The 21,587-nt window shown below is 58.1% G+C and carries 23 protein-coding genes; 19 read left to right on the plus strand and 4 right to left on the minus strand.

The features are described 5' to 3' along the window. Positions 1–52: 52 nt before the first annotated feature. From livK to ugpQ, 12 genes are all read left to right on the plus strand, one after another. A complete protein-coding gene (gene livK, locus OHJ17_RS01495; protein ID WP_004150079.1) occupies positions 53–1,162 on the plus strand; it encodes a high-affinity branched-chain amino acid ABC transporter substrate-binding protein LivK in 1,110 nt (369 codons plus the stop codon). Between the two features lie 61 nt (positions 1,163–1,223). Beyond that, a complete protein-coding gene (gene livH / locus OHJ17_RS01500) occupies positions 1,224–2,150 on the plus strand; it encodes a high-affinity branched-chain amino acid ABC transporter permease LivH (RefSeq protein WP_002920807.1) in 927 nt (308 codons plus the stop codon). Continuing rightward, positions 2,147–3,424 carry a branched chain amino acid ABC transporter permease LivM gene (livM, locus tag OHJ17_RS01505; protein ID WP_004174005.1) on the plus strand — a complete coding sequence of 426 codons (1,278 nt, stop codon included), beginning with the start codon at positions 2,147–2,149 and terminating at the stop codon, positions 3,422–3,424. The genes livH and livM overlap by 4 nt, the downstream gene beginning before the upstream one ends. Further along, positions 3,421–4,188 (plus strand): high-affinity branched-chain amino acid ABC transporter ATP-binding protein LivG, encoded by a 768-nt coding sequence (gene livG / locus OHJ17_RS01510; protein WP_002920803.1) that lies wholly within the window; start codon positions 3,421–3,423, stop codon positions 4,186–4,188. Before livM ends, livG begins: the two co-directional genes overlap by 4 nt. A 1-nt stretch (position 4,189) precedes the next feature. Next, on the plus strand, positions 4,190–4,903 hold the full coding sequence (livF, locus tag OHJ17_RS01515; RefSeq protein WP_004145133.1) for a high-affinity branched-chain amino acid ABC transporter ATP-binding protein LivF: 714 nt from the start codon (positions 4,190–4,192) through the stop codon (positions 4,901–4,903). A gap of 163 nt (positions 4,904–5,066) precedes the next feature. Beyond that, on the plus strand, positions 5,067–5,288 hold the full coding sequence (locus OHJ17_RS01520) for a type II toxin-antitoxin system Phd/YefM family antitoxin (protein WP_004174006.1): 222 nt from the start codon (positions 5,067–5,069) through the stop codon (positions 5,286–5,288). Further along, on the plus strand, positions 5,285–5,653 hold the full coding sequence (locus OHJ17_RS01525) for a type II toxin-antitoxin system death-on-curing family toxin (RefSeq protein ID WP_002920800.1): 369 nt from the start codon (positions 5,285–5,287) through the stop codon (positions 5,651–5,653). The genes OHJ17_RS01520 and OHJ17_RS01525 overlap by 4 nt, the downstream gene beginning before the upstream one ends. 272 nt (positions 5,654–5,925) lie before the next feature. Continuing rightward, positions 5,926–7,242 (plus strand): sn-glycerol-3-phosphate ABC transporter substrate-binding protein UgpB, encoded by a 1,317-nt coding sequence (ugpB, locus tag OHJ17_RS01530; protein ID WP_004174008.1) that lies wholly within the window; start codon positions 5,926–5,928, stop codon positions 7,240–7,242. Between the two features lie 106 nt (positions 7,243–7,348). Next, a complete protein-coding gene (gene ugpA, locus OHJ17_RS01535) occupies positions 7,349–8,236 on the plus strand; it encodes a sn-glycerol-3-phosphate ABC transporter permease UgpA (RefSeq protein WP_002920792.1) in 888 nt (295 codons plus the stop codon). Continuing rightward, positions 8,233–9,078, plus strand: coding sequence for a sn-glycerol-3-phosphate ABC transporter permease UgpE (ugpE, locus tag OHJ17_RS01540; RefSeq protein WP_004145129.1), 846 nt, complete (start codon positions 8,233–8,235; stop codon positions 9,076–9,078). The genes ugpA and ugpE overlap by 4 nt, the downstream gene beginning before the upstream one ends. A gap of 1 nt (position 9,079) precedes the next feature. Next, a complete protein-coding gene (locus OHJ17_RS01545; RefSeq protein WP_032433652.1) occupies positions 9,080–10,150 on the plus strand; it encodes a sn-glycerol-3-phosphate import ATP-binding protein UgpC in 1,071 nt (356 codons plus the stop codon). Beyond that, a complete protein-coding gene (ugpQ, locus tag OHJ17_RS01550; protein WP_019704661.1) occupies positions 10,147–10,887 on the plus strand; it encodes a glycerophosphodiester phosphodiesterase in 741 nt (246 codons plus the stop codon). The genes OHJ17_RS01545 and ugpQ overlap by 4 nt, the downstream gene beginning before the upstream one ends. Before the next feature lie 23 nt (positions 10,888–10,910). Here the strand turns inward: ugpQ and OHJ17_RS01555 are convergent, their stop codons facing one another. Beyond that, positions 10,911–11,231 carry a DUF2756 family protein gene (locus tag OHJ17_RS01555; protein WP_004150073.1) on the minus strand — a complete coding sequence of 107 codons (321 nt, stop codon included), beginning with the start codon at positions 11,229–11,231 and terminating at the stop codon, positions 10,911–10,913. Between the two features lie 123 nt (positions 11,232–11,354). Between OHJ17_RS01555 and ggt the strand changes: the two genes are divergently transcribed. After that, positions 11,355–13,100 (plus strand): gamma-glutamyltransferase, encoded by a 1,746-nt coding sequence (gene ggt, locus OHJ17_RS01560; protein ID WP_004150072.1) that lies wholly within the window; start codon positions 11,355–11,357, stop codon positions 13,098–13,100. 89 nt (positions 13,101–13,189) lie between these two features. On the opposite strand, the gene yhhY is transcribed toward ggt, so the two are convergent. Together yhhY and OHJ17_RS01570 are read right to left on the minus strand one after the other, a co-directional pair. After that, complete coding sequence (gene yhhY / locus OHJ17_RS01565; RefSeq protein ID WP_072145336.1) at positions 13,190–13,666, minus strand: N-acetyltransferase; 477 nt, start codon at positions 13,664–13,666, stop codon at positions 13,190–13,192. 239 nt (positions 13,667–13,905) lie between these two features. Beyond that, positions 13,906–14,559 (minus strand): bactofilin family protein, encoded by a 654-nt coding sequence (locus tag OHJ17_RS01570; protein ID WP_032433648.1) that lies wholly within the window; start codon positions 14,557–14,559, stop codon positions 13,906–13,908. A gap of 264 nt (positions 14,560–14,823) precedes the next feature. Between OHJ17_RS01570 and OHJ17_RS01575 the strand changes: the two genes are divergently transcribed. The 5 genes from OHJ17_RS01575 (at position 14,824) to gntU (ending at position 19,838) form a co-directional block, all read left to right on the plus strand. Continuing rightward, a complete protein-coding gene (locus tag OHJ17_RS01575; RefSeq protein ID WP_032433646.1) occupies positions 14,824–15,861 on the plus strand; it encodes an oxidoreductase in 1,038 nt (345 codons plus the stop codon). 121 nt (positions 15,862–15,982) lie between these two features. Further along, positions 15,983–16,678: a pirin family protein gene (locus tag OHJ17_RS01580; RefSeq protein ID WP_002920779.1), complete on the plus strand. Its 696-nt coding sequence runs from the start codon at positions 15,983–15,985 to the stop codon at positions 16,676–16,678. Positions 16,679–16,791: 113 nt separating this feature from the next. Further along, complete coding sequence (gene gntR / locus OHJ17_RS01585; RefSeq protein ID WP_002920777.1) at positions 16,792–17,787, plus strand: gluconate operon transcriptional repressor GntR; 996 nt, start codon at positions 16,792–16,794, stop codon at positions 17,785–17,787. A gap of 180 nt (positions 17,788–17,967) precedes the next feature. Further along, positions 17,968–18,498, plus strand: a complete 531-nt coding sequence (gene gntK, locus OHJ17_RS01590; RefSeq protein ID WP_002920775.1) for a gluconokinase — start codon at positions 17,968–17,970, stop codon at positions 18,496–18,498. After that, positions 18,498–19,838 (plus strand): gluconate transporter, encoded by a 1,341-nt coding sequence (gene gntU, locus OHJ17_RS01595; protein WP_002920773.1) that lies wholly within the window; start codon positions 18,498–18,500, stop codon positions 19,836–19,838. Before gntK ends, gntU begins: the two co-directional genes overlap by 1 nt. Here the strand turns inward: gntU and OHJ17_RS01600 are convergent. Beyond that, the gene (locus OHJ17_RS01600; RefSeq protein ID WP_032433644.1) at positions 19,835–20,197 is read right to left on the minus strand and encodes a hypothetical protein; all 363 of its coding nucleotides are present in this window, start codon (positions 20,195–20,197) and stop codon (positions 19,835–19,837) included. The two genes, gntU and OHJ17_RS01600, sit on opposite strands and share 4 nt — an antisense overlap. A gap of 103 nt (positions 20,198–20,300) precedes the next feature. Here OHJ17_RS01600 and asd point away from each other — a divergent pair, with 103 nt between their 5' ends. Then, on the plus strand, positions 20,301–21,407 hold the full coding sequence (gene asd, locus OHJ17_RS01605; protein WP_002920570.1) for an aspartate-semialdehyde dehydrogenase: 1,107 nt from the start codon (positions 20,301–20,303) through the stop codon (positions 21,405–21,407). Positions 21,408–21,587: the final 180 nt, after the last annotated feature.

Below are 21,587 nucleotides of genomic sequence, written 5' to 3' on the forward strand. Positions count from 1 at the left end.
AACCATAAAAATACAAAACATTTACACCACATCACGAACGGGGTTCTGCAGCATGAAAAGGAACGCGAAAACCATCGTCGCGGGCATTGTCGCATTAGCGATGTCGCACGCGGCGATGGCCAAGGATATTAAGGTCGCCGTGGTCGGCGCGATGTCGGGTCCGGTGGCCCAGTGGGGCGACATGGAGTTCAATGGCGCGCGTCAGGCGATTAAAGACATCAACGCCAGCGGCGGCATTAAGGGCGACAAGCTGGTGGCCGTCGAATATGACGACGCCTGCGATCCGAAGCAAGCGGTCGCGGTGGCCAACAAAATCGTCAACGACGGCATTCAGTACGTTATCGGCCACCTGTGCTCCTCTTCCACTCAGCCGGCTTCCGACATCTATGAGGATGAAGGCATCCTGATGATCTCCCCCGGGGCGACCAATCCGGAGCTGACCCAGCGCGGATACCAGTACATCATGCGTACCGCCGGCCTCGACTCCTCGCAGGGGCCGACCGCGGCGAAATATATCGTCGAGAAAGTGAAACCGCAGCGTATCGCCATCATTCATGACAAGCAGCAGTACGGCGAAGGGCTGGCGCGTTCGGTGCAGGACAACCTGAAGAAAGCCGGGGCCAACATCGTCTTCTTCGATGGCATCACCGCGGGGGAAAAAGATTTCTCCGCCCTGCTGGCGCGCCTGAAGAAAGAGAACATCGACTTCGTCTACTACGGCGGCTACTACCCGGAAATGGGCCAGATGCTGCGCCAGGCGCGCTCCGTCGGGTTGAAAACCGTGTTTATGGGGCCGGAAGGGGTCGGCAACGCCTCGCTGTCCAATATCGCGGGCGCCGCGGCGGAAGGCATGCTGGTGACAATGCCAAAACGCTACGATCAGGACCCTGCCAACAGCGCCATCGTCAACGCGCTGAAAGCGGAGAAGAAAGATCCGAGCGGACCGTACGTCTGGATCACCTATGCCGCCGTTCAGTCGCTGGCGCAGGCGATGGACAGAACCGGCAGCCAGCAGCCGCTGGATTTAATCAACGATTTGAAAGCGCACGGGGCGAAAACCGTGATTGGGCCGCTGACCTGGGATGAAAAAGGCGATCTGAAGGGATTTGAGTTTGGTGTCTTCCAGTGGCACGCCGATGGCTCTTCGAGCGCGGCGAAATAAGCGCTGAAGACGAGTTATCCCTCCGCCCGCGAACCGCGGGCGGTTTGAAAAAGGTTACCTTATGTCCGAGCAGTTTCTCTATTTTCTGCAGCAGATGTTTAACGGCGTCACGCTGGGCAGTACCTATGCGCTGATCGCCATCGGCTATACGATGGTGTACGGCATTATCGGCATGATCAACTTCGCCCACGGCGAGGTCTATATGATTGGCAGCTATGTCTCCTTCATGATCATCGCCGCGCTGATGATGATGGGCATTGACACTAGCTGGCTGCTGGTCGCCGCCGGATTCGTGGGCGCCATTGTGATTGCCAGCGCCTACGGCTGGAGCATTGAGCGCGTGGCCTATCGGCCGGTGCGTAACTCCAAGCGCCTGATTGCGCTGATCTCCGCCATCGGGATGTCTATCTTCCTGCAGAACTACGTCAGCCTGACCCAGGGCTCCCGCGACGTGGCGCTGCCGAGCTTGTTTAACGGCCAGTGGGTCGTCGGCCACAGCGACAGCTTCTCCGCGACGATCACCACCATGCAACTGGTGATCTGGGTGGTGACCTTTATCGCCATGCTGGCCCTGACGCTGTTTATTCGCTACTCGCGGATGGGGCGCGCCTGCCGCGCCTGCGCGGAAGATCTGAAAATGGCCAGCCTGCTCGGGATTAACACCGACCGCGTCATTGCCCTGACCTTTGTCATCGGCGCAGCGATGGCGGCGGTGGCCGGCGTACTGCTGGGGCAGTTCTACGGCGTGATTAACCCCTACATCGGCTTTATGGCCGGGATGAAGGCGTTCACCGCCGCCGTGCTCGGCGGGATCGGCAGCATCCCTGGCGCGATGATCGGCGGCCTGATCCTGGGTATTGCCGAGGCGCTCTCTTCCGCCTATCTCAGCACCGAATATAAGGACGTCGTTTCCTTCGCACTGCTGATTCTGGTGCTGTTAGTGATGCCGACCGGCATTCTGGGCCGCCCGGAGGTGGAAAAAGTATGAAACCGATGCAAATTGCAATGGCGCTGCTGTCTGCCGTGATGTTCTTCATTCTGGCGGGCGTCTTTATGGGCGTGCAGCTGGAGCTGAACGGCACCAAACTGGTGGTCGATACCGCCGCCGATATTCGCTGGCAGTGGATCTTCATCGGTACCGCGGTGGTCTTTTTCTTCCAGCTGCTGCGGCCGCTGTTCCAGAAAGCGGTTAAGAACGTCTCCGGGCCGAAATTTATTATGCCGGCGATTGACGGGTCGACGGTGAAGCAGAAGCTGTTCCTGATCGCCCTGCTGGTGATTGCCGTGGCCTGGCCGTTTATGGTGTCGCGCGGCACGGTGGATATCGCCACCCTGACGATGATCTATATCATCCTCGGCCTCGGGTTGAACGTGGTGGTCGGCCTTTCCGGCCTGCTGGTGCTGGGCTACGGCGGGTTCTATGCCATCGGCGCGTATACCTTTGCGCTGCTGAACCACTATTATGGTCTCGGCTTCTGGACCTGTCTCCCGCTGGCCGGCCTGGTCTCCGCGGCGGCCGGTTTCCTGCTGGGCTTCCCGGTGTTGCGTTTGCGCGGCGACTATCTGGCGATTGTGACCTTAGGCTTCGGCGAGATCGTGCGCATTCTGCTGCTCAACAATACCGAGATCACCGGCGGGCCGAACGGTATCAGCCAGATCCCGAAACCGACCTTCTTTGGCCTCGAATTTAGCCGCAGCGCCCGCGAAGGCGGCTGGGATACCTTCAGCAACTTCTTCGGCGTCAAATACGATCCCTCCGACCGGGTGATTTTCCTCTACCTGGTGGCGTTGCTGCTGGTAGTGCTCAGCCTGTTCGTCATCAACCGCCTGCTGCGAATGCCGCTGGGCCGGGCATGGGAAGCGCTGCGTGAAGATGAGATCGCCTGTCGTTCGCTGGGCCTGAGCCCGACGCGCATCAAGCTGACCGCCTTTACCATCAGCGCCGCGTTTGCTGGCTTCGCCGGCACGCTGTTCGCCGCGCGCCAGGGCTTCGTCAGCCCGGAATCCTTTACCTTCGCCGAGTCAGCCTTTGTGCTGGCGATCGTCGTGCTGGGCGGGATGGGCTCGCAGTTCGCGGTGATCCTCGCGGCTATTCTGCTGGTGGTCTCGCGCGAGTTGATGCGTGACTTCAACGAATACAGCATGTTAATGCTCGGCGGCCTGATGGTGCTGATGATGATCTGGCGTCCGCAGGGGCTTCTGCCAATGACGCGCGTGCAGTTGAAGCTGAAAAACGGTCAGGCGAAAGGAGAGCAGGCATGAGTCAGCCATTATTATCCGTTAGCGGCCTGATGATGCGTTTCGGCGGTCTGCTGGCCGTCAACAATGTGTCGCTGGAGCTCAGAGAGCGCGAGATCGTCTCGCTGATCGGCCCCAACGGCGCCGGGAAGACCACCGTCTTTAACTGCCTGACCGGTTTTTACAAACCCACCGGCGGCACTATTCTGCTGCGCGACCAGCACCTGGAAGGGCTGCCGGGTCAGCAGATTGCGCGGATGGGCGTGGTGCGGACCTTCCAGCACGTGCGCCTGTTCCGCGAAATGACGGTGATTGAAAACCTGCTGGTGGCGCAGCATCAGCAGCTGAAAACCGGGCTCTTCTCCGGCCTGCTGAAAACGCCGGCCTTCCGTCGGGCGCAGAGCGAAGCGCTGGACAGGGCCGCCACCTGGCTGGAGCGTATCGGCCTGCTGGAGCATGCCAACCGTCAGGCCAGCAACCTGGCCTACGGCGACCAGCGTCGGCTGGAGATTGCCCGCTGCATGGTGACCCAGCCGGAAATTCTGATGCTCGATGAACCGGCGGCGGGGCTGAACCCGAAAGAGACCAAAGAGCTGGACGAGCTTATCGCCGAGCTGCGTAACCATCACAACACCACCATCCTGCTTATCGAACACGATATGAAGCTGGTGATGGGCATTTCCGATCGCATCTACGTCGTGAACCAGGGAACACCGCTGGCCAACGGGACGCCGGAAGAGATTCGTAATAACCCGGATGTGATCCGCGCATACCTTGGTGAGGCATAAGATGGAAAACGCGATGTTAACTTTTGACAACGTCAGCGCCCACTACGGCAAGATTCAGGCGCTGCACAACGTCAGCCTGCATATCAAACAGGGCGAGATCGTCACGCTTATCGGCGCCAACGGCGCGGGGAAAACCACCCTACTTGGTACGCTGTGCGGCGACCCGCGCGCCTCCAGCGGGCGCATTGTCTTTGACGGTAAGGATATTACCGACTGGCAAACCGCGAAGATCATGCGCGAGGCGGTGGCGATCGTTCCGGAAGGGCGGCGCGTCTTTTCGCGTATGACGGTGGAAGAGAACCTGGCGATGGGCGGTTTTTTTGCCGACCGCGATCAGTTCCAGACCCGCATCAAATGGGTGTATGAGCTGTTCCCGCGTCTGCATGAACGCCGTATTCAGCGCGCCGGCACCATGTCCGGCGGCGAGCAGCAGATGCTGGCGATCGGTCGCGCCCTGATGAGCCAACCGCGCCTGCTGCTGCTGGATGAACCGTCGCTGGGGCTGGCGCCGATTATCATTCAGCAGATTTTCGACACCATCGAGCAGCTGCGCGAGCAGGGAATGACGATCTTCCTGGTTGAGCAGAACGCCAACCAGGCGCTGAAGCTGGCCGATCGCGGCTACGTACTGGAAAACGGTCACGTGGTGCTGGAGGATACCGGCGACGCGCTGTTGGCCAACGAGGCGGTGCGCAGCGCCTATCTCGGCGGTTAATTCATCGCAACCCGGCGTCGTTCACTTCGCCAGTTTGTAGCCCGGGCGAGGCGCTTGCGCCGACCCCGGGAGCCGATCGCACGAATACATTTAAAAGAGCCTGTTGGCTCTTTTTTTGTACATGTATGTTGTACAATAAAAGAGTACAGCTTTGGAGGTTTTTATGAGAACGGTTAACTATAGCGAAGCCCGGCAAAATCTGGCCGATGTGCTGGAAAGCGCAGTGACAGGTGTACCTGTGACCATTACCCGTCGTGGGCATAAATCTGCAGTCATCATTAGTGCAGAAGAGTTTGAACGCTACCAGGCGGCCAGAATGGATGATGAGTTCGCGGCTATCATGGCGGTTCATGGTGATGAGATCAGGGAGCTTGCGGATAAATGACGCTGCAGATTATCTCAGCGGAAGAGATAATACAGTTTCACGACAGGCTGCTCCGCGTCACGCCTGGCGTTGCCGGTATGCCCGATCCGGGGCGTGCCGAAGCGATAATGTATAGGGTGCTAAACAAAATTGAATATGAAGGTGTGACAGACGTGTGGCGACTCGCTGCGATGCATCTGCTGGCGATTTCTCGCGGTCATATATTTAATGATGGTAATAAGCGTACGGCACTGTTTATCACCCTGCTTTTTTTAAAGCGAAATGGAATTATATTGCCAGCGAATCCAGACTTCGTCGGCATGACCGTCGAGGCAGCAGCAGGACAACTTACCCTGGAACAGATTGTCGCGCGTTTGCGTGGATGACGGTTAACTCGTTGCAACCCGGCGGCTTCGCCGGTTTGTAGCCCGGGCGAGGCGCTTGCGCCGACCCCGGGAGCCGACCGCACGAATATTATCCGTGTCTCAGCTCCCACTTTACTTCCCCCGTCCTTTCATCGGCTTGTCATCTCTCTGACCCGTTACTATCTTTTTTTTGTAATAAAAAAGTTATTTTTCTGTAATTCGAACATGTCATGTTACCCCGCGAGCATAAAACGCGTGAAATCGCGCATCCGGCACAACAAGAGAGATAACCGATGATATCGTTACGACATACAGCTTTAGGACTGGCGCTGAGCCTGGCTTTTGCCGGTCAGGCCCTGGCGGTTACCACCATCCCATTCTGGCACTCAATGGAAGGCGAGCTGGGTAAAGAAGTGGATTCTCTGGCGCAACGCTTTAACGCAGCCAATCCTGATTACAAAATCGTTCCGGTATACAAAGGCAACTACGAGCAGAGCCTGAGCGCCGGTATCGCCGCCTTCCGTACCGGCAACGCGCCGGCTATCCTTCAGGTGTATGAAGTCGGCACCGCCACCATGATGGCGTCAAAAGCCATTAAGCCGGTCTACCAGGTGTTTAGCGAGGCGGGCATCAAGTTTGATGAATCGCAGTTCGTACCGACGGTGGCCGGGTATTACACCGATTCGAAAACCGGCCATCTGCTCTCCCAGCCGTTTAACAGCTCTACCCCGGTGCTCTACTACAACAAAGACGCCTTCAAAAAAGCCGGCTTAGATCCGGAGCAGCCGCCGAAGACCTGGCAGGATCTGGCGGCCTATACCGCGAAGCTGAAAGCCGCCGGGATGAAGTGCGGCTACGCCAGCGGCTGGCAGGGCTGGATCCAGATTGAAAACTTCAGCGCCTGGCACGGTCTGCCGGTGGCCACGAAGAATAACGGCTTCGACGGTACCGACGCGGTTCTTGAGTTCAACAAGCCGGAGCAGGTGAAGCATATCGCGCTGCTCGAAGAGATGAACAAGAAGGGCGATTTCAGCTACTTCGGGCGTAAAGACGAGTCTACCGAAAAGTTCTATAACGGCGACTGCGCCATTACCACTGCCTCGTCCGGCTCGCTGGCCGATATCCGCCAGTACGCCAAATTTAACTACGGCGTCGGCATGATGCCTTACGATGCCGACGTGAAAGGCGCGCCGCAGAACGCCATCATCGGCGGGGCCAGCCTGTGGGTGATGCAGGGCAAAGACAAAGAGACCTACACCGGCGTGGCGAAGTTCCTCGACTTCCTGACCAAACCGGAAAACGCCGCCGAGTGGCACCAGAAAACCGGCTACCTGCCGATCACTACCGCGGCCTACGATCTGACGCGTCAGCAGGGCTTCTATGATAAGAACCCGGGCGCCGATATCGCTACCCGCCAGATGCTGAACAAGCCGCCGTTGCCGTTTACCAAAGGTCTGCGCCTGGGCAACATGCCGCAAATCCGCACCATCGTCGATGAAGAGCTGGAGAGCGTGTGGACCGGCAAGAAAACCCCGCAGCAGGCGCTGGATTCCGCCGTGCAGCGCGGGAACCAGCTGCTGCGTCGCTTCGAGCAAGCGACCAAATCGTAATCTGTAACTTGCCCGGTGGCGCTGCGCTTACCGGGCCTACGATGTGCCCTATGTAGGCCGGGTAAGGCGTAGCCGCCACCCGGCATTGTTCAGGAACCCAATCTCAATGTCATCATCCCGTCCGGTATTCCGCTCGCGCTGGCTGCCCTATGTGCTGGTCGCGCCGCAGCTGATTATCACGTTGATTTTCTTTATCTGGCCCGCAGGCGAAGCGCTGTGGTACTCGCTGCAGAGCGTCGATCCCTTTGGCCTTTCCAGCCAGTTCGTCGGCCTGGATAACTTCGTTGCGCTGTTCCACGATCCGTACTACCTGGACTCGTTCTGGACCACCATAAAATTCAGCGCCCTGGTGACCGTCAGCGGCCTGCTCATTTCACTGTTTTTCGCCGCGCTGGTCGACTATGTGGTGCGCGGCAGCCGCTTTTATCAAACGCTGATGCTGCTGCCGTACGCCGTGGCCCCCGCCGTCGCGGCGGTGCTGTGGATCTTCCTCTTTAACCCTGGGCGCGGGCTGATCACCCATTTCCTCGGCGAGCTGGGCTATGACTGGAACCATGCGCAGAACAGCGGCCAGGCGATGTTTCTGGTGGTCTTCGCCTCGGTGTGGAAGCAGATAAGCTACAACTTCCTGTTCTTCTTCGCCGCGCTGCAGTCGATTCCGCGTTCGCTGGTTGAGGCCGCCGCCATCGACGGCGCCGGGCCGATTCGTCGCTTCTTTAAGCTGGCGCTGCCGCTGATTGCGCCGGTGAGTTTCTTCCTGCTGGTGGTCAATCTGGTTTATGCCTTCTTCGACACCTTCCCGGTGATCGATGCCGCCACCGCCGGCGGCCCGGTGCAGGCTACCACCACTCTGATCTACAAAATCTATCGCGAAGGTTTCGCCGGGCTCGATCTATCCGCTTCCGCCGCGCAATCGGTGGTGCTGATGTTCCTCGTCATTATCCTGACGGTGGTGCAGTTCCGTTACGTTGAAAGTAAGGTGCGTTACCAATGATTGAGAACCGTCGCGGGCTGACGATTTTCAGCCACACCATGCTGATCCTGGGTATCGCCGTCATTTTATTCCCGCTGTACGTCGCCTTCGTGGCGGCGACGCTGGATAACAAATCGGTATTTGAAACGCCGATGACGCTGATCCCCGGCGGACATCTGCTGGAGAACATGAAGACCATCTGGGTGAACGGCGTCGGCGTCAACAGCGCGCCGTTCTGGCTGATGATGCTCAACAGTTTCATCATGGCGTTCGCCATTACGGTCGGCAAAATCGTGGTGTCGATGCTTTCGGCGTTCGCCATCGTCTGGTTCCGCTTTCCGCTGCGTAACCTGTTCTTCTGGATGATCTTTATCACCCTGATGCTGCCGGTCGAGGTGCGTATTTTCCCGACGGTGGAGGTGATCGCCAACCTCAACATGCTCGACAGCTATGCCGGGTTAACGCTGCCGTTGATGGCTTCGGCTACCGCCACCTTCCTGTTCCGCCAGTTCTTTATGACCCTGCCGGACGAGCTGATTGAAGCGGCGCGTATCGATGGCGCTTCGCCGATGCGCTTCTTTCGCGACATCGTGCTGCCGCTGTCGAAAACCAACCTCGCCGCGCTGTTCGTCATCACCTTTATCTACGGCTGGAACCAGTATCTATGGCCGTTGCTGATTATTCAGGATGTGAATCTTGGCACCGCCGTCGCCGGTATTAAAGGCATGATCGCCACCGGCGAAGGTACTACCCAGTGGAATCAGGTGATGGCGGCGATGCTGCTGACCCTGATCCCGCCGGTCGTCATCGTTTTAGCCATGCAGCGCGCGTTTGTGCGCGGCCTGGTCGATAGTGAGAAATAAAATGGCTGGTTTAAAACTACAGGCAGTAAGCAAAAGCTGGGATGGCAAAACCCAGGTAATTCAACCGCTGACGCTGGACGTGGCGGACGGAGAATTTATCGTCATGGTTGGCCCGTCGGGGTGCGGGAAATCAACGCTGCTGCGGATGGTCGCCGGACTTGAACGGGTGACCAGCGGCGATATCTGGATCGATCGTAAACGGGTGACCGAGATGGAGCCGAAGGATCGCGGCATCGCGATGGTGTTCCAGAACTATGCCCTTTATCCGCATATGAGCGTGGAAGAGAACATGGCGTGGGGGCTGAAGATCCGCGGCATGGGTAAGGGATTGATCGCCGAGCGGGTGCAGGAGGCGGCGCGCATTCTTGAGCTGGATGGTCTGCTCAAGCGCCGCCCGCGGGAACTGTCCGGCGGTCAGCGCCAGCGCGTGGCGATGGGCCGCGCTATCGTGCGTGACCCGGCGGTATTCCTCTTCGACGAACCGTTGTCAAATCTCGACGCCAAGCTGCGCGTGCAGATGCGTCTGGAACTGCAGCAGCTGCATCGCCGCCTGAAAACCACCTCGCTGTACGTCACCCATGACCAGGTGGAGGCGATGACCCTCGCCCAGCGGGTGATGGTGATGAACAAAGGCGTTGCCGAGCAGATCGGCACCCCGGTGGAAGTGTATGAGAAGCCAGCCAGCCGCTTTGTGGCGAGCTTTATCGGCAGCCCGGCCATGAACCTGCTGGAAGGGCGCATCAGCGATGACGGCGGTCGCTTTGAGCTGGCGGGCGGCATGCAGCTGCCGACGAATCATGAGCACCGGCGCCACGCTGGGCGTAAAATGACGCTCGGTATCCGTCCGGAGCATTTTATCTTAAGCTCGCAGGCGCAAGGTGGTATTCCGCTGCTGATGGACACCCTGGAAATTTTAGGTGCCGATAACCTCGCTCACGGGCGCTGGGGCGAACAGAAGCTGGTGGTCAGACTGCCGCACCAGCAGCGCCCGACGGCAGGCAGCACGCTATGGCTGCATCTGCCTTTGGAACATCTGCACCTCTTTGATGGTGAAACAGGAAAACGCGCATGAGTAACTGGCCTTATCCCCGCATCGTCGCCCATCGCGGCGGCGGTAAACTGGCGCCGGAGAACACCCTGGCGGCTATCGACGTCGGCGCCCGCTACGGGCACACGATGATTGAATTTGACGCCAAGCTGTCGAAGGACGGGCAGATCTTTCTGCTGCATGACGATAATCTCGAACGCACCAGCAATGGCTGGGGCGTGGCGGGCGAGCTGGCGTGGGACGATCTGCTGAAGGTCGATGCCGGTAGCTGGTTCAGCCGTGAATTTAAGGGCGAGCCGCTGCCGTTGCTCTCCCAGGTGGCGGAGCGCTGCCGTCGTCACGGCATGATGGCGAATATCGAAATTAAGCCGACCACCGGGCTGGGGCCGCAGACCGGCAGAGTGGTGGCGCTGGCCGCGCGCGATCTATGGCAAGGCATGACCGCGCCGCTGCTCTCCTCTTTTGAAATCGACGCCCTGGAGGCGGCGCAGGAAGCCGCGCCCGAGCTGCCGCGCGGGCTGCTGCTGGATGAGTGGCGCGATGACTGGCGCGAATTGACCACCCGGTTGGGCTGCGTGTCGATTCACCTCAATCACAAACTGCTGGATGCGGCGCGGGTGGCGAGCCTGAAACAGGCCGGCCTGCACATTCTGGTGTACACGGTCAATAAACCCCAGCGCGCCGCCGAACTGCTGTGCTGGGGCGTAGACTGCATCTGCACCGATGCCATTGATGTTATCGGGCCGAATTTCCAGCCTTAAGACGGATTTGCGGCGGACGACCTTTACGGATTAGTCTGCCGCAGCATCCCACCGTTGTTATTTGGCCGCACCTGCTGCGGCGCATTCAGATTGCCGCCCTGGGCCGCGCGCTGCTGATTAGTCTGCAGCTGGTTTTGCAAATGCTGCTGCTGCGAGCGGGTCTGATTGTTCAGATCCTGCTTCAGCATGCTCTGCTGCTGCTGTTGCTGGATCTTCATCTCATTTTGCATGCGCTGCTGGCTGGGGACCACGTAACCCGGCTGGTTAGGGTTGTTATTAATATTGATCGGCTGGGCTAATACGCCAAGCGGCATCAGCGCCGCCAGAAACAGAATCGCTTTCATGGTTTTCTCCTCCCGTGCGTGGGATCACTTAAGTGTACCTCGAATCTGCCATAACAATGATTTTTTAGGAGTTATCAACCAGGCTTAAGCGGGGAATGAAACCTACCTTTCAGGAGTAAGACAATGATAAAAACAACAATATGGCGTCAGGTGGTCATCGCTGCGTTGCTGGCGGGGGGCAGCTTTACCGTCGCCGCCAATCCGCCACCGCCGCCGCCGGTCTCTTATGGCGTAGAGGAAGATGTGTTCCACCCGGTACGCGCCCGGCAGGGGATGGTGGCCTCGGTGGACGCGCTGGCGACCCGCGTCGGCGTGGATATCCTGCGCCAGGGCGGTAACGCTGTCGATGCGGCGGTAGCGGTAGGCTACGCGCTGGCGGTCACCCATCCGCAGGCCGGGAATATTGGCGGCGGCGGTTTTATGATGCTGCGGACTAAAGACGGCAAGACCACGGCGATCGATTTCCGCGAAATGGCGCCAGAGCAGGCCACCCGCGACATGTTCCTTGACGACCAGGGCAACCCGGACAGTAAAAAATCACTGACTTCGCATCTGGCCTCCGGCACGCCAGGCAGCGTCGCCGGTTTCTCCCTCGCGCTGGAAAAGTATGGCACCATGCCGTTGAACAAAGTGATCCGTCCGGCGATTAAGCTGGCGGAAGAGGGGTTTATCGTTAACGATGCGCTGGCGGACGATCTGAAGACCTACGGCAGCGAAGTGATCCCGCAGCATGAAAATAGTAAAGCGATCTTCTGGAAGAACGGCGAGCCGCTGAAGAAGGGCGATCGGCTGGTGCAGAAGAACCTCGGTAAGAGCCTGGAGCTGATTGCCGAGCACGGCCCGGACGCCTTCTATAAAGGGGCCATCGCCGACCAGATCGCTGACGAGATGAAAAAGCACGGCGGGCTAATCACCAAAGCCGATCTCGCCGGCTATAAGGCTGTGGAGCGTACGCCGGTTAGCGGCGAGTATCGCGGGTATGAGGTTTACTCTATGCCGCCGCCGTCCTCCGGCGGGATCCATATCGTGCAGATCCTCAATATCCTCGAAAACTTCGATATGCAGAAATATGGTTTTGGCAGCGCCGACGCCATGCAGGTGATGGCGGAGGCAGAGAAACACGCCTACGCCGACCGCTCTGAATATCTCGGCGACCCTGACTTCGTCAACGTGCCGTGGCAGGCGCTGACCAGCAAGGCTTACGCCAAAGCGATCGCCGCCGAGATTGATGTCAACAAGGCGAAGCCTTCCAGCCAGATCCGTCCGGGCAAGCTGGCGCCCTATGAAAGCAACCAGACCACCCACTTCTCGGTGGTCGATAAAGACGGCAATGCGGTGGCGGTGACCTATACACTGAATACGACCTTCGGTACCGGCATTGTGGCCGGTGATTCCGGCATTCTGCTCAATAACCAGATGGATGATTTCTCGGCGAAGCCCGGCGTGCCTAACGTCTATGGTCTGGTGGGCGGCGACGCCAATGCGGTGGAGCCGAAAAAACGCCCGCTGTCGTCAATGTCGCCGACCATTGTGGTGAAAGATGGCAAAACCTGGCTGGTGACCGGCAGCCCGGGCGGCAGTCGGATCATCACCACCGTACTGCAGATGGTGGTCAATACCATCGATTTCGGGATGAACGTCGCGGAAGCCACCAACGCGCCGCGTTTCCACCATCAATGGCTGCCGGATGAGCTGCGGGTGGAGAAAGGCTTTAGCCCGGATACCCTGAAGCTGCTGGAGGCGAAGGGGCAGAAAGTGGCGCTGAAAGAGGCGATGGGCAGTACCCAGAGCATCATGGTGGGGCCGGACGGCATGCTGTATGGCGCCTCCGATCCGCGTTCGCCGGATGATTTAACGGCGGGGTATTGATGTGTTGCCCGGTGGCGCTGCTGCGCTTACCGGGCCTACAACGGTGCGAACGCAGGCCGGGTAAGGCGAAGCCACCACCCGGCAACACGCTACTTCATTCTCGCCATATAATACGCATCCACATACTCACCGTTGCGCAGCGCGTAACGCCTGCCGGTGCCTTCGATCTCAAAGCCGTACTTCTTATACACCGCAATCGCCGGGGCATTATCGGCGAACACCGTCAGCTCAATACGCTCGACGCGCAGCCAGTTGTCGCACAGGTCGATCATCTCGCGCATCAGCGCGCTGCCGATGCCGCAACCCTGATGGCCGGCGGCAACCGCCATGCCAAAGGTTGCGACGTGGCTGCGCCGAGGGCGCGGCTCAACATGGAGAGACAGATGTCCGGCGACCTGCTCGTCCAGTGTCGCCACCAGATGAAAGGTATGGGGTCTGGGCTGTAGCTTCTCCTGCCAGGCTTCCATCGATGGATAGGGGATCTGTAGCGTGTCATGATAGACCTCCGGGTGCGCCATCAGCATACGTAAAGGTTCAGCATCGCGCGGTTCGGCATGGCGTATCACTATGTCACTCATTCCCTTATCCTCTTTTTGGTTACTGATTCCCCTTCACAATCTCTGACGGCGGCCGGGGAGTCAATGTTGTTTTTTGCAAAAAAAAGTAGACAAGTGCGAATGAGAATGATTATTATTGTCCTGCATTCAGGGAGACCCTTGCGGAAAGCCTGAAAGCACGACATTGCTCACATTGCTTCCAGTATTACTTTAGCCAGCCGGGTGCTGGCTTTTTTTTTGCTGCTATCTCAGGCGCTCTGCGGCCTGACGGGCTCCGCGTCGGCTTTGGAGGGTGCGTCTGCTACCAGACCGAGAATATGACTTTTGTTCTCCGCGGCGGCCAGCAGTTCAGCGCGACCGCTAAAAACGCCGCCTTTCTTGATCGCCAGCGCGCGATAGGCGAGGGTACCCTCCAGATGGCCGTGCTCCTCAATGGTGATGCTGTCGCCATGACACTGGCCCTGCACCTTGCCGTCAATTATTAGCTCCCGGCAGCTGACGTTGCCCTCCACCTGGCCTTCACGCATTACCTTAATCAAATGCTCTTTGGCCTCAATGTTGCCGGTGATCTGACCGTGGATATAGACATGGCCGCTGGCGACTATATTGCCGACGAAATGCACCCCGCTGGCGATGACCGTAGTCTCGTGTTTTTTGCTGGCGACCGCTTCGGGTTCTGGGTTAATTGCCGGAGGCGTGGCTGCTTCTGATATCTGAGGTTCCGTTTTATTTTTCTTAATAAACATCGCGTTAATCTTGTTCCGTTGGCTATGGTGGAGGAAAGCGATAAGCGCGCAGGCGGCCGCCAGGCGCGCCAGCGCGCTTGCATCGACAGACCAGGCGATCAGCGCGAGAAGCCAGAAAAAAAGGGCGCCGTTTATGGCGAGATACTGTTTGTCCATCAGCAGCGGCTGGCTACTCCGTTAGTCATCAGCAACCTCCTGGTTTGCTCTCCACTTATCCGCAGTTTTGCCATGGCGATCAAGGTTTTTTGCCGAAAACTGCTGATTTAATCACTTATTAATCAATAAGTTATTAATAATTACGTATGAGTGATACTCGAACTATTTTCCTAACGAATCTTCACTGCAAGCAAACAGAGAGGATGAAGTGAGGGACCGGCTTGCGCTATGGTTGAAGGTAGCTCATTAACTAAGGACAGCGTTATGACTCTGCACTGCGCATTTATTGGCTTTGGTAAAAGCACCACCCGCTATCACCTTCCTTACGTTTTGCACCGCAAAGACCGCTGGCAGGTAGCGCACATTTACCGCCGCCGGGCGAAGCCCGAGGAGCAGGCGCCGCAGTATTCCCATATTCATTTCACCAGCGACCTTGAAGAAGTATTAAACGATCCACTGGTCAAGCTGGTGGTGGTCTGCACTCACGCCGACAGCCATTTTGAATATGCGAAAAAGGCGCTGGAGGCGGGGAAAAACGTGCTGGTGGAAAAGCCGTTCACCCCGACGCTGGAGGAAGCAAAAACTCTGTTTGCCCTGGCGAACAGCAAAGGTCTGACGGTGACGCCCTATCAGAACCGCCGTTTCGACTCCTGCTTCCTGACCACCAAAAAGGTGATTGAGAGCGGGAAACTCGGCGAACTGGTGGAGATCGAAAGCCATTTCGATAATTATCGCCCGCTGGCGGAGACCAACCCCGGCGGTCCGCAAAACGGCGAGTTCTATGGCCTTGGCGTGCATACCCTGGATCAGATCATTTCGCTGTTCGGCCGCCCGGACCATGTCTCTTACGATCTGCGCTCGCTGCGCAATAAAGCCAACCCGGATGACACCTTTGAAGCCCAGCTGTTCTACGGCGATATGAAGGCCATCGTTAAGACCAGCCATCTGGTGCAGATCGATTACCCGAAATTTATCGTTCACGGGCACAAAGGTTCGTTTGTGAAGTACGGCATTGACCAGCAGGAGACCAGCCTGAAGGCCAATGTCATGCCGGGCGAGCCGGGATTTGGCGCGGACGACAGCGTTGGCGAGCTGGTGTATGTCAACGAGGCAGGGGAGATGGTGCGCGAAGCGGTGCCGCTGGAGAGCGGCGATTATGGTCAGGTGTACGACGCGCTGTACGACACCCTCGTCAACGGCCAGCCGAATTACGTCAAGGAAACTGACGTTCTCACCAATATGGAGATCCTGCAGCGCGGCTTTGAGCAGCCTTCACCGGCCACCATTACCCTTACCCGATAAGTCAAATTGGCTCCTCTGCGCTTGTTCATATTTTTTGAACAGAGGAGTCAATTTTCACCCTCTATGATCGCCGGCGAAATGGGTCCACACTGACTCCATCGACAACATACGGGGGTGCAACATGATCTATTTACGCAAAGCGAACGAACGTGGCCACGCTAACCATGGCTGGCTGGATTCCTGGCATACTTTCTCTTTCGCCAACTATTATGACCCGAACTTTATGGGCTTCTCCGCCCTGCGGGTGATTAACGACGACGTCATCGACGCCGGTCAGGGCTTCGGTACCCACCCGCACAAAGACATGGAGATCCTGACCTATGTGCTGGAAGGGGCGGTGGAGCACCAGGACAGCATGGGCAACAAAGAGCAGGTGCCGGCGGGCGAGTTCCAGATCATGAGCGCGGGTACCGGGGTGCGCCACTCTGAGTACAACCCGAGCAAAACCGATCGTCTGCGTCTGTATCAGATCTGGATTATTCCGGAAGAAACCGGCATTACCCCGCGCTACGAGCAGCGCCGCTTCGACGCCGCCCAGGGCAAACAGCTGGTGCTGTCGCCGGATGCGCGAGATGGCTCGCTGAAGGTGTACCAGGATATGGAACTCTATCGCTGGGCGCTGCTGAAAGATGAGCAGTCGGTTCACCAGATTGCCGCGGAACGCCGCGTGTGGATCCAGGTGGTCAAAGGCGAAGTGACCATCAACGGTACCAAAGCCACCACCAGCGACGGTTTGGCCATCTGGGACGAGCAGGCGATTTCGGTTCATGCCGACAGCGATAGCGAGATCCTGCTGTTCGATCTGCCGCCGGTTTGATAGTTATCTGAGCCAGGTTAAATAAATTGCGCAGCCTTCCCTCATGTTAGGGAAGGTTGCGCTTTGTCCGTGATAAACTGAGAAAATGTTTCCCGTTGATCACAGTCAGGACGATGAAAAAGAAAAGACCCGTACTTCAGGATGTAGCCGATCTTGTCGGCGTGACCAAAATGACGGTCAGTCGCTATTTACGCAACCCGGAGCAGGTCTCCGAAGCGCTGCGTGGCAAGATTGCCGTTGCCCTCGATGAACTGGGTTATATTCCCAATCGCGCCCCTGACATTCTTTCCAACGCCACCAGCCGCGCCATCGGCGTGCTGCTGCCGTCGTTAACCAATCAGGTCTTTTCGGAAGTACTGCGCGGTATCGAAAGCGTCACCGACGCCTTCGGCTATCAAACCATGCTGGCGCACTACGGCTATAAGCCGGAAATGGAAGAGAAACGCCTCGAATCGATGCTCTCCTGGAACATTGATGGCCTGATCCTCACCGAACGCACCCATACGCCGCGCACCCTGAAGATGATCGAAGTCGCCGGCATTCCGGTGGTGGAGCTGATGGACAGCCGGTCGCCGTGTCTCGATATTGCCGTCGGGTTTGATAACTTTGAAGCCGCCCGGCAGATGACCGCGGCGATCATCGCCCGCGGCCACCGCCATGTCGCCTATCTGGGGGCGCGTCTTGATGAACGTACTATCATCAAACAGAAGGGGTACGAGCAGGCGATGCTTGACGCCGGGATGACGCCCTACAGCGTGATGGTGGAACAATCCTCGTCCTATTCTTCGGGGATTGAGCTGATGCGCCAGGCGCGCCGCGAATATCCGCAGCTCGACGGCATTTTCTGCACCAACGATGACCTCGCGGTCGGCGCGGCGTTCGAGTGCCAGCGTCTGGGGCTGAAGATCCCCGATGATATGGCGATCGCCGGGTTCCACGGCCATGATATCGGCCAGGTGATGGAGCCGCGGCTGGCCAGCGTCCTGACCCCGCGCGAGCGAATGGGGCGCATCGGCGCCGAACGGCTGCTGGCGCGCATTCGTGGTGAAGCGATTACCCCTAAGATGTTAGATTTAGGTTTCACATTGTCACCGGGCGGATCAATTTAAACTGACAAGTTTGAAGTAGATCACACATATTCACATCTGGCACGAATGGATATTGCTTCTCCACAGGTCCGGCATGACAATGTTACCGATAACAGTTACCCGTAACAATTAACCGATACGCCGCCTTCGCGCTGGATGAGTCAGCCCCGGCGCGGCGTACCAGTCCAGTGGGAGGACGCTTTGAGCACGACTAACCATGATCACCACGTCTATGTCCTGATGGGCGTTTCCGGCAGCGGAAAATCCGCTGTCGCCAGCGAAGTGGCGCATCAACTGCATGCCGCGTTTCTTGACGGCGACTTTCTCCATCCGCGCAGCAATATCACCAAGATGGCCTCCGGCGAGCCGCTCAACGATGACGACCGCACGCCGTGGCTGCAGGCGCTAAATGACGCCGCGTTCGCCATGCAGCGTACCAACAAGGTGTCGCTGATCGTCTGCTCGGCGCTGAAGAAGAGCTATCGCGACATTCTGCGCAAGGGCAACCCGAACCTCTCCTTCATCTACCTGAAAGGCGATTTCGACGTGATCGAAAGCCGTCTGAAGGCGCGTAAAGGGCACTTCTTTAAAACCCAAATGTTGGTGACGCAGTTTGAAACGCTGCAGGAACCAGGCGCCGACGAGAGCGATGTGCTTATCGTCGATATCGACCAGCCGCTGGAAGGCGTGGTGGCCAGCACCATCGAGGTGATCAACAAAGGCAGTCACTAGTGAGTACTTTAACGCTTGTTTTAACAGCAGTCGGCTCGGTATTGCTGCTGCTGTTTTTAGTCATGAAGGCGCGAATGCACGCCTTCGTGGCTTTGATGGTGGTTTCTATTGGCGCCGGTCTCTTCTCCGGCATGCCGCTGGATAAAATCGCGGCGACGATGGAGAAAGGGATGGGCGGTACGCTGGGCTTCCTGGCGATCGTCGTCGCGCTCGGCGCGATGTTCGGTAAGATCCTGCATGAAACGGGGGCTGTCGATCAGATTGCCGTCAAGATGCTCAAATCCTTTGGCCACAATCGCGCGCACTATGCGATTGGTCTCGCCGGTCTCATCTGTGCGCTGCCGCTGTTCTTCGAAGTGGCGATCGTACTGCTGATTAGCGTCGCCTTCTCGATGGCGCGCCATACCGGTACTAACCTCGTGAAGCTGGTGATCCCGCTGTTTGCCGGCGTTGCCGCCGCCGCGGCGTTTCTGTTGCCTGGACCGGCGCCGATGCTGCTGGCGTCGCAAATGCACGCCGACTTTGGCTGGATGATCCTGATTGGCCTGTGCGCGGCCATTCCGGGGATGATTATCGCCGGTCCGCTATGGGGCAACTTCATCAGCCGCTACGTCGAATTGCATATTCCTGACGACGTCACGGAACCGCATCTCGGGGAAGGCAAAATGCCCTCCTTCGGCTTCAGCCTGGCGCTGATCCTGCTGCCGCTGGTGCTGGTTGGCCTGAAAACCATCGCCGCGCGCTTTGTGCCGGTGGGTTCCACTGCCTACGAATGGTTCGAGTTTATCGGCCACCCGTTCACCGCGATCCTGGTGGCCTGCCTGGTGGCGATTTACGGTCTGGCGGTACGTCAGGGAATGGCGAAAGACCGGGTGATGGAGATTTGCGGCCACGCGCTGCAGCCGGCCGGGATTATTCTGCTGGTGATCGGGGCTGGCGGCGTCTTCAAGCAGGTGCTGGTTGACTCCGGCGTTGGCCCGGCGCTTGGTGAAGCGCTGACCGGAATGGGGCTGCCGATCGCCATTACCTGCTTCGTACTGGCGGCGGCGGTGCGTATCATTCAGGGCTCTGCCACCGTGGCATGCCTGACGGCGGTCGGCCTGGTGATGCCGGTGATTGAGCAGCTGAACTACAGCGGCGCGCAGATGGCGGCATTGTCTATCTGTATCGCCGGCGGCTCGATTGTGGTAAGCCACGTGAACGACGCCGGCTTCTGGCTGTTCGGTAAATTTACCGGCGCCAGTGAAGCCCAGACGCTGAAGACCTGGACCATGATGGAAACCATCCTTGGCACCACCGGGGCGATTGTCGGTATGATCGCCTTCCAGCTGCTGAGCTAAACCCGCCCATCTCCCGCTCGCGGGAAATAAAAAGCCAGGGTAACGCTGCTTACCCTGGCTTCTTTGCAATAAGCCGCCCTTTTTCCCTCTTTTCCTTGCCAGCTATTGGCCCTTATTAGCGCTACGATGATGCTCGTATCCCTCGTCAGCCCTTGCTGTGACTGGGTTTGTCGCTTTTTTTTGGCAAGCGGAAAAGCACCAGATTTCACGCTTAATCCATAATCAGGATCAATAAAATAGCGACGGAAAATATTCCATTCCCCGGGGGATTTCCCCGATAATCGTTGCGCTTTTGACGACGACCAGCGACGGTGGACAATGTGCAGGATAAGTTGCTTTTCTGATTGTTCAGCAATCATTGATTAATTTCACTTGCGACTTTAGCTGCATTTTGTAAGGTGAGGGATAATCCAGTTGGAAACTGGCCAGGCACAAACAGCACACACCTCGCAGGAATACGTTATGAAAAATGTTGGTTTTATCGGCTGGCGCGGAATGGTCGGCTCTGTCCTCATGCAACGCATGGTTGAAGAGCGCGATTTCGACGCCATTCGCCCGGTGTTCTTCTCTACCTCCCAGCTGGGACAGCCAGCGCCGTCATTCGGCGGTAGCACCGGTGGCACGCTGCAGGATGCGTTCGATCTGGACGCGCTGAAGGCGCTGGACATTATTGTCACGTGCCAGGGCGGCGATTACACCAACGAGATTTACCCGAAGCTGCGCGCAAGCGGCTGGCAGGGTTACTGGATTGACGCGGCTTCTTCGCTGCGCATGAAGGACGATGCGATCATTATCCTCGACCCGGTTAACCAGGATGTGATCACCGCCGGCCTGAACAACGGCGTGAAAACCTTTGTCGGCGGCAACTGCACCGTCAGCCTGATGCTGATGTCCCTCGGCGGCCTGTTTGCTCAGGATCTGGTGGAGTGGGTCAGCGTGGCGACGTACCAGGCGGCTTCCGGCGGCGGCGCGCGTCATATGCGCGAGCTGCTGAGCCAGATGGGGCAACTGCATAATCATGTGGCCGCGGAGCTGGCGGACCCGGCTTCCGCCATCCTGGATATTGAGCGCAAAGTAACGTCGCTGACCCGCAGCGGCGAGCTGCCGGTCGATAACTTTGGCGTACCGCTGGCGGGCAGCCTGATCCCGTGGATCGACAAACAGCTGGATAACGGTCAGAGCCGCGAAGAGTGGAAAGGCCAGGCGGAGACCAACAAGATCCTCGCCACCTCGTCCGTTATCCCGGTAGACGGCCTCTGCGTTCGCGTTGGCGCGCTGCGCTGCCACAGCCAGGCGTTTACCATCAAGCTGAAGAAAGATGTTTCTATCCCGACCGTTGAAGAGCTGCTGGCCGCGCACAACCCGTGGGCCAAAGTGGTACCGAACGATCGTGAGATTACCATGCGCGAGCTGACCCCAGCCGCGGTGACGGGCACCCTGACCACCCCGGTAGGACGCCTGCGTAAACTGAATATGGGGCCGGAGTATCTATCGGCCTTTACCGTTGGCGACCAGCTGCTGTGGGGCGCCGCGGAGCCGCTGCGCCGGATGCTTCGCCAGCTGGCGTAAGCCCAGGATGAACAGAAAGGGGGTCTTCAAGCCCCCTTTTTTTTTGCGTAATACAAGGAGTAAACGCGGATGTTAGATTTTTCCCCACGGAGGTAACTCAGCCTTGGCTATGCTTTAAGTAAGGAATTCCTTACCTGAAGGTGGGACGGAGCAGGAGGATGCTGAGAGCACTGCGCCGTT

The organism is Klebsiella sp. KP20-425-1, from assembly GCF_025813515.1.
GTDB classification, from domain to species: domain Bacteria; phylum Pseudomonadota; class Gammaproteobacteria; order Enterobacterales; family Enterobacteriaceae; genus Klebsiella; species Klebsiella pneumoniae.